Consider the following 13,922-nt stretch of genomic DNA (forward strand, 5'->3'; position numbering starts at 1 on the left):
GTCGGGCGGTACGCTTTGTTAGATGCTCTCCAGTTTCGATGGATCAAATTCCGAACCGGGAACCAACTCAACGGCTTCTTTGCTCATGCGCACCTCAAGACCAGCGGCGATGAATAGGGATTTCAACCGGTCAACCTCGGCAAAATCCTTGCTGGCCATGGCCGCCGCGCGCGCCGAGGCGAGCAGTTCTTCATAGGCGGAAAAGTCCATCGCCTCCGAAGTTGCCCACGCGCCCAGATCATCCGTCAACAGACCAAGCAACTGCGCACTCGCCAGCAAGGCCGGCGCGTCGCCTTCCGATGCCAGACGATGCAACTCGGTGATGGCACCCGCTGTATTCAGATCATCCGCAAGTGCTGCGACCACCGAGGGTGCCGCGCTGGCGGCGGGCTCGATGCCCGCTGTCAGCGCCCGCCACTTGCGCAGCGTTGCTTCGGCCTCACGCGCTTTCTTCTCGGTCCAGTCCATCGGCTTGCGATAATGGGTCTGCAGGAACACAAAGCGGATCACCTCACCCGGCACGCCCTGTTCCAACAGGTCATGCACGGTGAAGAAATTGCCCAGCGACTTGGACATTTTCTTACCTTCGACCTGCAGCATCTCATTGTGCATCCAGACCCGAGCGAACTCACCCTCGGGGTGCGCGCAGCAGCTTTGCGCGATCTCGTTTTCATGGTGCGGGAACATCAGATCGTTGCCGCCACCATGGATGTCAAAACTGTCGCCCAGCAACTCATAGCTCATGGCCGAGCATTCTATATGCCAGCCCGGACGACCCCTGCCCCAGGGCGACTCCCACCCCGGCAGCTCATCGGTCGAGGGCTTCCACAGCACGAAATCCATCGGATTTTTCTTGTAAGGCGCAACCTCGACCCGTGCGCCCGCGATCATGTCATCGACCGACCGGCCCGACAGCTTGCCATAGTTGTCCTTCCACGAGTCCACCGCGAACAGCACATGACCTTCGGCCGCATAGGCGTGGCCTTTGGCGATCAGGTCTTCGATCATCTCGATCATCTGAGGGATAAACTCAGTTGCGCGTGGCATCTGGTTCGGTTCCAGCGTCCCAAGCGCGCCCATATCGTGCAGATACCACCGGATGGTCTCATCCGAGCGTTCGTGGACCAACTGCTCCAGAGACCCTTCGGCCCCGGCCTGTTTGCGCTTCAGCGCGGTCACGTTGATCTTATCGTCTACGTCGGTGAAATTGCGCACGTAAGTCACATGATCCGAGCCATAGACATGACGCAACACCCGATACAGCGTGTCGAACACCACCACCGGCCGCGCGTTGCCCAGATGGGCCCGGTCATAGACGGTGGGTCCACAGACATACATCCGCACGTTTTCGGCATCGATCGGAACGAAATCTTCCTTCGTCCGCGTCCGTGTGTTGTGCAGCTTGATTGTCGTCATCACTCGGGCTCCTAAAGCTTGCGCGTTGGCGCGGGCTTAGCAACTTGTCTCAGAGATGAAAACGAAAGAAACCGGCCCGCTTGATAAATCAGCAGGTAATGCAGCAGATAATGATGCAGTTCATCCGGTTCATGGCGCTTGGCATAACACGCGTCACGCGCCAAGCCAAGGCTTGAGTTTGCGGACCTTCCCCTGCACTCTGCGACCATGAGCCGGGATTTCGTCAACTCCGTATGCCGCGACCTGCCGGGGGCCGAATGGTCGGACCCCTGGGGCGGCGGCCATGACGCCTGGAAGGTGGGCGGCAAGATGTTTGCCTGCATCGGCACCGCAAATGACGGTGTCTCGGTCAAGACACCGGACATCGAAACGGCGCAGATGCTGATCGATGCGGGTGTCGGGGTAAAGGCTCCGTATTTTCACCGCAGTTGGGTGCGCCTGCCCTTTGATGCGGATAAGGAAGAGATGCGGCATCGGTTGGCCGCTTCGTACGATCTGGTGCGCGCATCGCTCACCAAGAAACTTCAGGCCACCCTGCCCGCGCGAAGCTGATTGACTTTCGCTGACGGCTCTGCCCCATTCAGCGTCAAGACAAACAGGGGCATTGCATGAAACTGTCAAATCGCATCACGCATCTTACCGGCGGCGGCAGCGACGGGTGGGACGTGTTCTACCGCGCGCGTCGCATGATCAGCGAGGGTCACGCTGTAACCGAACTGACGATTGGCGAGCATGACATCCGCACCGATGCCTCGATCCTGCAAGCCATGGATCTTTCGGCGCGGTCCGGCCATACCGGCTATGCCATGGTGCCTGGCACCGATCTTTTGCGCGACACGGTGGCAGCACGGGTTCAGATGCGGACCGGCGTGCCCACGTCCCGCAACAACGTGCTGATCACCCCCGGCGGACAAGCCGCCCTGTTCGCGGCGCATACCGCAGTCTGTGATCCGGGGGATTTGGGTCTTTACCTTGATCCCTACTACGCGACCTACCCCGGCACGATCCGCGGTGCCGGAGCCATTGCGCGCGCCGTTCAAACGTCGGCCGACAATGCCTTTCAGCCCCGCGCTGAAGATATTGATGCGGTCGCAGATGGGGCCGTGTCCTTGCTGATCAACTCACCCAACAATCCCACTGGCGTTGTCTATTCCCGCGAAACGATTGAAAACATTTCCGAATTATGCACCCGCCGCGACCTGTGGCTGATCTCGGACGAGGTCTATGATACGCAGATTTGGGAAGGTGAGCACATTTCGCCCCGCGCCCTGCCCGGCATGGTCGAGCGGACGCTGGTCGTTGGCTCGATGTCGAAATCTCATGCCATGACCGGCTCGCGCTGTGGCTGGATCGTGGGCCCGGAACAGGTGATTTCACATCTGATCAATCTGGCAACACATACCACTTACGGGGTGCCCGGTTTCGTTCAGGACGCCGCCAGTTTTGCCCTGAATGCGGGAACCGAGTTAGAGGCCGAAATCGCCGCCCCTTTCCGCCGTCGCCGAGCGCTCGCCAAAGAGATTTTGGCGCGGCAGCAAACAGTGGGCCTCGTCCCTGCACAAGGCGCGATGTACCTGATGCTGGACGTGCGCGCGACCGGGCTGAGCGGCGAAGAGTTTGCGAATGCCCTGCTGGATCAACACGCGATTGCCGTGATGCCGGGTGAAAGCTTTGGACGCGCTGCTGCTGGTCACATTCGTGTTGCCATGACGGTGGATGATGATCGGTTTGCTTCGGCCTTGCAGATCCTATGTGAGTGTGCGGCCAACCTGGCGGATCAACGGGCGGCAGAGTAACCGGCCTAGAACCGGAAAGTTGTGCGCAGATTGAAAACGTTCGACCCAAGACCCCCTTCGGACCGGGTCACATCGTCAAAGTTCTGGCGCAATGCCTCACCGCTGATGATAAAATTCTCGCCAATCGGATAGGCTACGCCAATCCCATAGACAGCTGCCGTATCGCTGTCGGCTGAGGTCTCTGCGCGGGCGGCGCCGACAACAACATATCCCAACGCACCACCAAAATCGTATCCACCGCGCAGCTTGACGCTGGTCATGCTGTCCAGACTGCCCTGATCCTGACTCAGGTTCAGTGACAAACGGTTATATTCCAGTTCGCCGCCCAATACGAAATTGCCAAAATCCTGATCGTACCCGATATGCGCCCCAAAGACGGTGTTGTCGCCGCTGGACCCAGCCGGGCCATCCGCCTCGGCGTATCCGAAACTGAAACCGGCATAGGCCCCTGTCCAGTCCTGCGCAAAGGCGGGACCGACGCTGGCGATTGTCATCCAGACAATCAGGGCCGAAAGCGATTTCATCTCCGTCATCAGGACACGCTCAATCCAAAATAAGCGGCAACAGGCTTAACATAACAGGTGGTCTACAGGGACCAGAATTCAATTCACTTCACGAGTTATTCAGCAATAAGTTAATAAACTATAACAGATTTCTTCCCTAACGGGAGAAAATCTGACTCTGACACCTATCTCGCGAGGCCCGCTTCGAAACCTGCCGGTTTTTTACCACCGCGTCGCAAACGGGACAGATCGCGTCGCCCTTCGCTGCAACTATTGCGATCACGAATAGCGGGGTTCCATGCCGAACGAAATTTGGAAAATACGTCTGATCAGCCGCACCATCGGTGCGGATCGCGGGCGTGCGGCGCGCGGGCGTCCGCAGCTGTCTTGATCCTTCACACTCAAGACTGATTCCAAAGACCGGACCCCTGACATGAATGACCAACCCCGTAACACCTCTCGCAGCGGTGGGCGCTCTGCGCGCCGAGCTGCCCGTGCCTCGGCTCTGCCCGAGCATCTGCGCCCGATCCGCCCTGGCATGGAGGGTGGAACCTACAAGCCCCTGACCCAGGCGCAGATCGAGAAAATTCACAACGCTGCGCTGCAAGCCCTTGAAACCATTGGCCTTGCCGACGCCCCGCAAAGCGGGATCGACTATCTGGTTGGTGCAGGATGTACGCTGGGCGATGATGGGCGCATCCGTTTTCCCCGCGCGTTGGTCGAGGATACGATCGCCAAGGCAAACCGTTCGATCACCCTATATAGCCGCGACGGGCAGCACGATCTGGATCTGACCGGGACCAAGGTCCACTATGGCACCGCCGGGGCCGCTGTCAGCATGGTTGACGTCCATGGCCGCGAATACCGCGATTCAACCGTGCAGGATCTGCATGACGCGGCGCGGATTTGCCAGCAGCTCGACAACATCCACTTTGTCCAGCGTCCGATGGTGTGTCGCGACATTCTCGACAACATGGAAATGGACTACAACACGGTTTATGCTGCCTGTTCAGGGACTTACAAGCATATCGGCACCTCGTTTACCGAGCCGTCGCACGTGGCCCCGGCCATGGAGATGCTGCACATGATTGCAGGTGGTGAGGACAAGTGGCGCGAGCGGCCTTTTGTTTCCAATTCAAACTGCTTTGTCGTTCCTCCAATGAAATTCGCCACCGAAAGCTGCGAAGTGATGGAGGAATGCATCAAGGCCGGAATGCCGGTTTTGTTGCTGTCCGCAGGCATGGCCGGGGCCACCGCGCCTTCGACCATCGCTGGCGCCATCACTCAGGCAACGGCAGAATGTCTTGCTGGTTTGGTTTATGTAAATGCCGTAAAGCCAAGCGCACCCGCGATTTTTGGCACCTGGCCTTTCGGTCTGGACCTGCGGACCGGTGCCATGTCCATCGGGTCCGGAGAGCAGGCATTGCTAAGCGCAGGCTGCGCCCAGATGCATCAGTTCTACGACCTGCCGGGCGGCGCTGCTGCGGGTGCCTCGGATTCGAAAATGCCCGACATGCAGGCCGGGTGGGAGCAGATGTGCTCGAACGTCATGGCCGGATTGTCCGGGCTAAACATGGTGTATGAATCCGCCGGTATGCACGCCTCGCTGCTGGGGTTCTGTTTCGAAAGCCTTATCCTCAGCGACGATCTGATCGGACAGGCGCAGCGCTGTGTTCGCGGGATCGAAGTCAATGACGAAACGCTCGCTCTGGACCAGATTGCTCAGGTCTGCATGGGCGGCCCCGGGCATTATCTTGGAACCGACGCCACGCTTAGCCGGATGCAGGTCGATTACGTCTACCCCACCTTCGGGGATCGGACGTCGCCAAAAGAATGGGCTGAACTGGGCAAGCCGGATTTGCTGGACAAGGCCACTGCGCGGAAGGAAGAAATCCTCGGGATGCCTTCGCCTGCCCGCTTTGATCCGCTTCTGGATGCGGAACTGCGCAACAAGTTCAACATTCACTTGCCCGCGTAACATATTGAAAACAGGCGGCCCGATGGGGATCGGACCGCCTTTTATCATACCGGATTACCCGTTGTTGGGCAGCAGTCCGGCCTCTTGTGCGATTGCGACTTCGTCCTGATCCAACGCGCCGTCGCCGTTGGCATCCATAGCCGAGAAGGTATCGGCGTCCACCTCGGGCACGACGGCCTGCACTTCGTCGATGGTCAGCACGCCATCCCCGTTCGTGTCCGCCGCCGATTGCGCCAATGCCAGCGCGGGCAGCCCGAGTGCGATTGCCGAAATAACGGCCAGATTTTGCGGTTTCATGTTAGTGCCTCCTGAGTGAGTTTTTCGTGTTTGCGTCCGGACAGGTTTTACAAACACCTTCAACCCGGTTCTGGTCACCCCATTGACCTGAACTGCGGGATTTCGCGCCATTCTTTGCGACTTTCCCCGAGTCGGGTCCGCAATCCCTTGCTGGACGAAACGCGCAACCCGCCCGTCGGCGATTCTTGCCCGACAAAATGCAGCCGATCCGGCAAGGGCTTGCTGATAAGAGGCGACTCGGCGCAGCAAAAAAGAAAGGGGGCCGAAGCCCCCTGTCAGTTTCGCCTTCCAGGCTCATTTCGTTGACCGCCCGGTATTTTTTGCCTGCGGCCTGGACTGCGCATGGGGCGAGCGCACCCGCCCCGTGAAAGAGTGGGAGGGAGCAAATATTCCGCCCCACCCTGTTTGCGGCCAACACGGGCATGTCGGCCAAGTGGAGAAAGGTCTTTGGTAAGTCTTGCGACCATTCTCCGTATTCGTCGGGGTCGGTACCTGTGGCAGCTATCCGACCCCTGCGCCCCGGGGTGCCGGGGCGCTGAACTCAGCTACACCCGCTTGTCGCGCCGCAGGTGTTGCACTTCATGCAGGTACCGTTGCGCACCAGCGTGTAGTTTCCGCATTCGCCGCACGGGTCGCCCTCGTAACCTTGCATCTTGGCTTTGGTGCGGGCGTCCATGCCGGTTGCCACGGCTGTTTCCGCCACCGGGGTATCGAAGGCCGCTGCAGTTTCCGCCATGCCGTTCAGTTCGGCCTGACCCGCGTTGAACACCGCCAGATCCTGCGGCAAACGCTTGCGCAGATACCCGGTCGAGCTGATTTGTTTCAGCACTTCCAAGGACTTGGACGCAGCACTGTCGCTGATTTCCGAGACGTTCGAGACGCCTTCTTCCTCGCCGCGACCCAGATCGTCAAAGCTGGCGCCTTCGGGTTTCACATGGGCCAGATCGGTGCGGTCCAGATAGGACACGGCCAGTTCGCGGAAGATGTAATCCAGGATCGACGTCGCATTCTTGATCGAGTCGTTGCCCTGCACCATCCCCGCCGGTTCGAACTTGGTGAAGGTGAAGGCGTCGACAAATTCCTCCAGCGGCACGCCGTATTGCAGGCCAACCGAGACCGCGATGGCAAAGTTGTTCATCATCGCCCGGAAGCCAGCGCCTTCCTTGTGCATATCGATGAAAATCTCGCCCAGCTTGCCGTCTTCGAACTCGCCGGTACGCAGATAGACCTTGTGGCCACCCACGATCGCCTTCTGGGTATAACCCTTGCGGCGATGCGGCAGTTTCTCGCGATGGCTGCGGATCATTTCCTTGACCACAACCTTCTCGATCACCTTCTCGGCCAGAACGACGGCTTTTTCCTGCGTCGATCCGCTTTCCAGCACTTCCGCCGCCTCATCGTCATCTTCGACCAGCGCCGCAGCCAGCGGTTGCGACAGTTTCGAGCCGTCACGATAGAGCGCGTTGGCCTTCACACCCAGCGACCACGACAGCTCGTAAGCCTTCTGGCAATCCTCGATGGTCGCGTCATTCGGCATGTTGATCGTTTTGCTGATCGCGCCCGAGATAAAGCTCTGCGCCGCCGCCATCATGGTGATGTGGCTGTCAACCCCAAGGAAACGCCTGCCTTTCTTGCCGCATGGGTTGGCGCAGTCGAAGATCGAATAGTGTTCCTCTTTCAGGTGCGGCGCGCCTTCCAGCGTCATGGTTCCGCAGACGTGATCGTTCGCCGCGTCGATATCCGCGCGGGTGAAACCCAGATGGCGCAGCAGGTCGAAGGTCGGGTCGTTCAGCTTGGTCGCCGGGATGCCCAGAACGCCGGTGCAGAAATCCTCACCCAGTGTCCACTGGTTGAAGACAAACCGGATATCAAAGGCGCTTTCCAGCGCGGCATCCACCTTGGCCAGTTCATTGGGGCCAAAGCCGTGACCGGTCAGCGAGGTGTGGTTGATCCCCGGCGCGTTGCCGATGGTGCCGTGACCAACCGCGTAGCCCACGATCTCTTCGATCTGAGACGAGGAATAGCCCAGCTTCTCCAGCGCCGAGGGCACCGAGCGGTTGATGATCTTGAAGTAACCGCCGCCCGCAAGCTTCTTGAACTTGACCAGCGCAAAGTCCGGCTCGATCCCCGTGGTGTCGCAATCCATCACCAGACCGATGGTGCCGGTGGGCGCGATCACGGTAGCCTGTGCGTTGCGATAGCCGTTCTGCTCACCAAGGCTCAGCGCCTCATCCCAGGCGGACATGGCCAGATCGACCAGACGTTTATCGGGACAGTTGCCGTGGTCCAGAGGCACCGGCTTGACCGCCAGCTTCTCATAGCCATCCGTCACACCTTGCGCCGCGCGGCGGTGGTTGCGGATGACGCGCAGCATGTGATCTGCGTTGCGTTCGTACCCTTTGAACGGACCCAGCTCTCCGGCGATCTCGGCCGAGGTCGCGTAGGCCACACCGGTCATGATCGCGGTCAGCGCACCACAGATCGCCCGGCCCTCGTCCGAGTCGTAGCTGTAGCCCATGTTCATCAGCAGGCCGCCGATATTGGCATAGCCCAGACCCAAGGTACGGAAGTCATACGACAGTTGCGCGATTTCCTTCGACGGGAACTGCGCCATGGTTACCGAGATTTCCAGCGTCAGGGTCCACAGACGCGAGGCGTGCATATAATCCTCCGCCTGGAACTCACCGTCTTTCAGGAAGGTCAGCAGGTTCATCGAGGCCAGGTTACAAGCCGTGTCATCCAGGAACATATATTCCGAACACGGGTTCGAGCCGCGAATCTCACCATCTTCGGGGCAAGTGTGCCACTCGTTAACGGTGTCGTGGAACTGGATGCCCGGATCAGCACAGGCCCATGCGGCATGGCCGACCTTTTCCCACAGATCACGCGCTTTCACGGTTCGGGCGACCTTGCCGTCGGTGCGGTTGATCAACTCCCAATCGGCGTCTTTTTCAACGGCGGTCAGGAACGCGTTGGTCACGCGGATCGAGTTGTTCGAGTTCTGGCCCGAGACCGAGCTATAGGCTTCGGAATCCCAGTCGGTGTCGTAGGTCGGGAACTCGATACTGTCGTGGCCCTGCTTGGCGTAATCCAGCACGCGCTTGATATAAGTCTCGGGGATCGCGACCTTTTTAGCCTCACGCACCGCCTTTTTCAGGGCGTCGTTTGCGTTCGGATCATAGGCGTCATCGGCAGCCCCGTCCCAGGACCGGATGGCCTCGAAAATGCCGTTCAGCATCTTCTCGTGCATCTTCGATCCGGCAACGATCGAGGCCACTTTCTGCTCTTCGATCACCTTCCATTCGATAAACTGCTCGATATCCGGGTGATCCGCATCGACGATCACCATCTTCGCTGCCCGACGGGTTGTCCCGCCTGATTTGATCGCACCCGCAGCGCGGTCGCCGATCTTGAGGAAGCCCATCAAGCCCGAGGATTTGCCGCCACCCGACAGCGCCTCGCCTTCGGCCCGCAGATGGCTGAAGTTGGTGCCGGTGCCCGAGCCGTATTTAAACAAGCGCGCTTCACGCACCCACAGATCCATGATGCCGCCTTCGTTCACCAGATCATCATCGACGGACTGGATGAAGCAGGCATGCGGCTGCGGGTGTTCATAAGCGGATTTCGATTTGGTCAGCTTGCCGGTTTTGTAATCGACATAATGGTGCCCCTGCGCCGGGCCATCGATGCCATAGGCCCAGTGCAGACCGGTGTTGAACCACTGCGGCGAGTTCGGCGCGGCACGCTGGGTCGCCAGCATATAGCGCATCTCGTCGAAATACGCGCGCGCATCCTCTTCATCCGAGAAATAGCCGCCCTTCCAGCCCCAATAGGCCCACGCGCCTGCCAGACGGTCGAACACTTGCTTCGAGGACGTCTCACCATCAAATTCAGCGCCATCGGCAGGAACCGAGCGCCACAGGAATTCGGGGACGTCTTTCTCTTTTACTTTCTTCAACTTGGACGGAACACCGGCCTTGCGGAAGTATTTCTGCGCAATGACGTCGCTGGCCACCTGGCTCCAGCTTGACGGAACTTCGATGTTGTCCAACCGAAAAACGATGGTTCCGTCGGGGTTCCGGATCTCTGATGTTGCAGACACGAAATCAAGATCTGCGTATGCGTCCTGCCCCGGTTTGGTGAATTTTCTTTCAATTTTCATGTCCGCTGCCTTCGAATTAATGACCGTCTACCCAGCGTCAGACCCATGAAATACCGGGCCCACCACCATGCCGAACCTGACAGACGCAGAAGATCAGGCGTTGCCCGTGGCAACACATAACCGTCTTAGCGGTTGCACATTTCTTTGGTGTGCGTTCCGTCCCTCGCCCGCGCCGTCCCCGGATTTCATACCAGATGTAGTGGCGTCTTGTTCGGCTCATACAATCTGACGTATCTCACCATAGATCGTCAACGGCATTTTTGGGTCATTTTTGAAATCTTTTGTGTTGACCCGATCCCCGACAAAGGCCTCGGGACCCGGTGCTGCGATTCCTCCACAGAATGATCCACGGCGAAATTCCGCCGAACCCAAATCTCTCAAAATGGAATTGTTGTTTTTACCAGCACAGTTATCAGCGTTTGATCAACCAACGCCCGACTGGCTAGGTTGAAACAGAATCATCCCGCGCCTTTGCAATCCGGCAAATCCGGCGCGTGACAAAAACGCAAATGATTGAGGGCTTACAAGAAGATGCAGCCGTTTCGCTTTCTCCCGGCACTGGCCCTGATCGTGGCCTGCACACAACAAGATGTGCCCGATGCGTCACGCAGCGCGCAGTTCGAAACCTACCCCACGCGCCTGTTCGAAACCTTCGAAGCCAGCTGTTCCGGCCCCGGCGAAACCTTTCAAAAACTCGGGGATCGCGGTTTTGCGTGCAGCGAGTTTTTGCCGCCCGAAGCGACCGCGTTCCTGATTCTGAACTACGACGGGGATCCTCAGGACCTGCCCAAAAGCATCATGCGGCTGATCCCGACCAAAACCTCGGGCGGCTACAGGGTCGATGCGTCCTTGGTATTTGAAGTGCCGCAGAAAAACGGATCAAAAGTTGAGGTTCCGGTGGAAAGCGAAGAATTGGACAAGACGATGAGCACGCTTTACCGCGCGTTGGGTGGCTCGCCGACCTGAACGGAAGAAAGTGGTCGGGGCGGCAGGATTCGAACCTACGACCCCCTGTACCCAAAACAGGTGCGCTACCAGACTGCGCCACGCCCCGGACCGTGCGCCTTCCTAACGATGCCGATCTGATTTGAAAAGCCCTAACAGGGCCAAATTGCGGGGCCCTGCGAAAAAATTTCGTGCCGCATCTGGGTTCCCGCCTCGATCCCGTATCGTGCGGACAAACCGGCGTTGATTTCCAACACCGCAAACACGGCATCGCCCCCTTCAATCGGGGTCAAATCGCCCGGAATGGCCCCTTGATGCACGCGCGTCACGGCTCCGGTCTTGTCCAGAAAGATGATGTCGAGCGGTATCAGAGTATTCTTCATCCAGAACACAACCGGCTGCGGCGGATCGAACACGAACAACATGCCCGACCGGTTCGCAAGGTGTTCGCGGAACATAAGGCCGCGGGATCGTTCTTGCGGGGTAACGGCAAGCTCGACGTCGAACCGAATCTGCGCCTGATCGTTTTTCAATTCGACTCGGTCAGGCCGGCATTCGGCAAACACGTTTCCGGCCCACATCGTAAGGATCACGGCAGGAACGGTAAGGCAGCGCATCATGAAAGGGTCAGTCGTCCAGCGCGGCTTCCCAGGCAAGGACCTGTGCCGCCATGCGCCCGCGCTTGCCATCGATCACCCGCATGGCCAGCGCCTCGCCCGGCTGCAGATCCGCAAGGCCCGAGCGGCGCAGAACCTCGATATGCAGGAACACATCTTCGCCGCGACCAAAGACATTGGCAAAACCAAAGCCCTTGCCCTTGTCGAACCATTTGACCCGCGCCGCCACCAGCGGGGCGTCAGAGATCACGTCAGGATCAAGTTCGGCAAAATCAGCCAGCAGCATCGAGTCCGTGCGTGCAGGCGGATCAACACTGATCACCTCGACCGCCTGAACGCCGCGATCGGTGCGATGGGTCATGATCTCGATCCCTGCCCCGTCCGCGACCGAGCTTTGACCGAAATTGCGCAACACGTTCACGTGCAACAGAATATCCGGACCGCCTTCGTCAGACACAACAAATCCGTATCCCTTTGCGGGATCGAACCATTTTACGTGTCCCCGGACGCGATACATGTTGTTCAGATCTTCTGGCACTGTTTTCCCATCGCGAATTTTAGCAGTTCGTTAAGGGTTTGTTGTTTATGGGAATGACCCACAATTTCAAGCTGAAAAAGTCGTTTATTTTCTGACTGTTGCATTTCGCGACACGTGAACGTCATGGATTCAACCTTTCCACATGCCACGCCGAATCCGGCTTTTCCCGTTGCCACCTGAATCTGTCGTGCAGACGAAACGCCCCGTCAGCCCAGAATTCGATTTCGGTTGGCGCTAATCTGTACCCTCCCCAAAACGGTGGCCTTGCTGGATTAGGACCGTGCTTTGCCGTCACCTTGGCGACCTCGGCCATCAGCGCGGCCCGACTGCTGAGCGGTTGTGATTGCCGCGATGCCCAAGCCCCCAACCGGCTTTTCAGTGACCTGGATGCATAATATTCATCCGCTTTCGGCCCATCTTCGCGGGTGATTGTACCACGAACTCGGATCTGACGCCGCAATGATTTCCAGTGCATGACAAAAGCGGCCTTCCCTGCACCGTCCAACTCGGACGCCTTTTTGCTTTCATAGTTTGTGTAGAAAACAAAACCGTTCGGTTCAATATCTTTCAACAGAACCATGCGCGAGTTGGGCATGCCATCCGCATCGACAGTTGCCAGGGCAATTGCATTGGGGTCGTTTGATTCAGTCTTTTCAGCCTCGCCTAACCACCGAGCCGCTATTTCAAACGGATCGGAGCCAGCAAAGATGCCATCACGCTCGGTCATTTCCATCCCCTGGAAAGTATTGTCCCCGAACCTAAGGCGAGAACCTGCTGCGGGCAAGGGTGCACGGCCTTGATGCAGCGCACCCAATGGCATAAACCAACGCAACACATCGCGAAGACAGGCGGAGAACCAAACATGTCAAATCAGTTGATGGCCGGAAAACGCGGCCTCATCATGGGACTGGCCAATGACAAATCAATCGCATGGGGAATCGCCCGCGCCTTGTCCGACGCCGGGGCCGAGCTGGCCTTTTCCTATCAGGGCGATGCTCTGAAAAAGCGCGTCGATCCATTGGCGGCTCAGTTGGGAAGCGAGGTTGTCCTGCCCTGCGACGTAAGTGACGAAGCATCGATCGATGCGCTGTTCACCGCGCTGGAAGAAAAATGGGGCAAGCTGGATTTCGTCGTTCATGCCATCGGATTTTCCGACAAGAACGAATTGCGCGGTCGCTATGTCGACACCAGCCGGGCGAATTTCAAACTGACCATGGATGTGTCGGTTTATTCCTTTACCGCTGTGATGCAACGGGCCGAAAAGATGATGTCCGAAGGCGGCAGCGCGATCACGCTGACCTATTACGGCGCAGAACAGGTGATGCCACACTATAACGTGATGGGCGTAGCCAAAGCGGCGCTTGAGGCATCGGTCAAATACCTGGCCGAAGATCTGGGCAAGGACGGCATCCGCGTGAACTCGATCTCGGCCGGTCCGATCAAGACGCTGGCCGCCAGCGGCATCGGCGACTTCCGCTATATCATGAAGTGGAACGAGTATAACTCGCCCCTGCGCCGCAACGTGACCATCGACGATGTGGGCAATTCGGCGCTGTATCTGCTGTCGAACCTGTCCGGCGGTGTGACCGGGGAAAACCTGCACGTGGATTCGGGTTATCACATTGTCGGCATGAAGGCCGTCGATGCCCCGGACGTCGAGAAAGGCTAAA

The 13,922-nt window shown here is 58.4% G+C and carries 12 protein-coding genes and 1 tRNA gene; 5 read left to right on the top strand and 8 right to left on the bottom strand.

What is annotated here, in order from left to right:
* Window positions 1-18: 18 nt before the first annotated feature.
* Entirely contained in the window at window positions 19-1,416 is a 1,398-nt protein-coding gene (cysS, locus tag ACR0C9_RS06475) for a cysteine--tRNA ligase (RefSeq protein ID WP_480780627.1), read from the bottom strand.
* A gap of 207 nt (window positions 1,417-1,623) precedes the next feature.
* Between cysS and ACR0C9_RS06480 the strand changes: the two genes are divergently transcribed.
* Both ACR0C9_RS06480 and ACR0C9_RS06485 read left to right on the top strand, forming a co-directional pair.
* Window positions 1,624-1,968, top strand: coding sequence for an MmcQ/YjbR family DNA-binding protein (locus ACR0C9_RS06480; RefSeq protein WP_170450396.1), 345 nt, complete (start codon window positions 1,624-1,626; stop codon window positions 1,966-1,968).
* A 56-nt stretch (window positions 1,969-2,024) separates the two neighbouring features.
* Window positions 2,025-3,212, top strand: a complete 1,188-nt coding sequence (locus tag ACR0C9_RS06485) for a pyridoxal phosphate-dependent aminotransferase (RefSeq protein ID WP_170450394.1) — start codon at window positions 2,025-2,027, stop codon at window positions 3,210-3,212.
* Between the two features lie 5 nt (window positions 3,213-3,217).
* Here ACR0C9_RS06485 and ACR0C9_RS06490 read toward each other — a convergent pair whose 3' ends face one another.
* Window positions 3,218-3,745, bottom strand: a complete 528-nt coding sequence (locus tag ACR0C9_RS06490; protein WP_480581036.1) for an outer membrane protein — start codon at window positions 3,743-3,745, stop codon at window positions 3,218-3,220.
* A gap of 403 nt (window positions 3,746-4,148) precedes the next feature.
* On the opposite strand from ACR0C9_RS06490, the gene ACR0C9_RS06495 reads away from it, so the two are divergent.
* Entirely contained in the window at window positions 4,149-5,693 is a 1,545-nt protein-coding gene (locus tag ACR0C9_RS06495) for a trimethylamine methyltransferase family protein (protein ID WP_480780628.1), read from the top strand.
* A 54-nt stretch (window positions 5,694-5,747) separates the two neighbouring features.
* On the opposite strand, the gene ACR0C9_RS06500 is transcribed toward ACR0C9_RS06495, so the two are convergent.
* Window positions 5,748-5,990: an EF-hand domain-containing protein gene (locus tag ACR0C9_RS06500; protein ID WP_170450391.1), complete on the bottom strand. Its 243-nt coding sequence runs from the start codon at window positions 5,988-5,990 to the stop codon at window positions 5,748-5,750.
* A 541-nt stretch (window positions 5,991-6,531) separates the two neighbouring features.
* Entirely contained in the window at window positions 6,532-10,152 is a 3,621-nt protein-coding gene (locus ACR0C9_RS06505; protein WP_480780629.1) for a vitamin B12-dependent ribonucleotide reductase, read from the bottom strand.
* Between the two features lie 531 nt (window positions 10,153-10,683).
* On the opposite strand from ACR0C9_RS06505, the gene ACR0C9_RS06510 reads away from it, so the two are divergent.
* On the top strand, window positions 10,684-11,118 hold the full coding sequence (locus ACR0C9_RS06510; RefSeq protein WP_170450388.1) for a hypothetical protein: 435 nt from the start codon (window positions 10,684-10,686) through the stop codon (window positions 11,116-11,118).
* 11 nt (window positions 11,119-11,129) lie between these two features.
* Here ACR0C9_RS06510 and ACR0C9_RS06515 read toward each other — a convergent pair.
* The 4 genes from ACR0C9_RS06515 to pdxH form a co-directional block, all read right to left on the bottom strand.
* Window positions 11,130-11,206: transfer RNA gene (locus tag ACR0C9_RS06515), tRNA-Pro, on the bottom strand.
* A 43-nt stretch (window positions 11,207-11,249) separates the two neighbouring features.
* Complete coding sequence (locus ACR0C9_RS06520; protein WP_480708233.1) at window positions 11,250-11,717, bottom strand: DUF192 domain-containing protein; 468 nt, start codon at window positions 11,715-11,717, stop codon at window positions 11,250-11,252.
* Between the two features lie 7 nt (window positions 11,718-11,724).
* Entirely contained in the window at window positions 11,725-12,231 is a 507-nt protein-coding gene (locus ACR0C9_RS06525; RefSeq protein ID WP_480626273.1) for a cold-shock protein, read from the bottom strand.
* A gap of 142 nt (window positions 12,232-12,373) precedes the next feature.
* A complete protein-coding gene (gene pdxH / locus ACR0C9_RS06530) occupies window positions 12,374-12,979 on the bottom strand; it encodes a pyridoxamine 5'-phosphate oxidase (RefSeq protein ID WP_170450383.1) in 606 nt (201 codons plus the stop codon).
* Between the two features lie 135 nt (window positions 12,980-13,114).
* On the opposite strand from pdxH, the gene fabI reads away from it, so the two are divergent.
* Entirely contained in the window at window positions 13,115-13,921 is an 807-nt protein-coding gene (gene fabI, locus ACR0C9_RS06535) for an enoyl-ACP reductase FabI (protein WP_170450381.1), read from the top strand.
* Window position 13,922 lies beyond the last annotated feature (1 nt).

Source organism: Ruegeria sp. C12 (assembly GCF_056537745.1).